General features: G+C 62.9%; 1 protein-coding gene. It reads left to right on the forward strand.

Annotation, left to right across the window (positions count from 1 at the left end):
- Positions 1-73 precede the first annotated feature (73 nt).
- Positions 74-694, forward strand: a 621-nt coding sequence (locus AC1DY5_RS57785) for a transposase (protein ID WP_478123064.1), incomplete at its 3' end; no start/stop codon positions are given.

Here is a 694-nt window from a genome sequence, read left to right on the forward strand (position 1 = left end):
GTCGGGCTTTCCCGCCTACCCCGAGTGGGCGGCGGCTTGGACAATCGCGCCAGTTTAAATAGACCTCCACTGCATGAGCCGCTTCATTGCCGTAGATCGAGACACCGCCTACTTGCTGCCGCCGTCGGTTGATGAATGGCTACCGCAGGATCACCTGGCCCGCTTTGTCGTGGAGGTGATCGACCAGTTGGACCTGAGTGAGCTGGTGCGGCAATACGCGGGACGCGGCAGCAATGCGTACCACCCGGCAATGCTGCTGGGCTTGCTGGTCTATGGTTACGCCACCGGGGTGCATTCGAGCCGCAAGATYGAGCGGGCCTGCCACGACTCGGTGGCATTTCGCTTCATAGCCGCCAATACCCAGCCCGACCAYGACAGCATCGCCACGTTCCGCAGGCGCTTTCTGCCCCAGATCGAAGCGCTGTTCGTGCAGGTGTTGGTGCTGGCGCKCGAGATGAAGTGCCTGAAGCTGGGCAACATCTCGTTGGACGGCACCAAGATCGCRGCCAATGCGAGCAAGCACAAGGCGCTGTCCTGGGAGCACGCCAACAAGATCGAGGCACAGTTGCGCGAAGAAGTGCAGCAGTTGCTGAAGCTGGCCGAAGACAGCGACAGCCGTCCTGTCAATGACGGGCTGGACGTGCCGGCGGAGATCGCGCGGCGCGAGAAGCGCCTGGGCGCCATCGCGCAAGCC

This window comes from Variovorax sp. P4_D9, assembly GCF_056401695.1.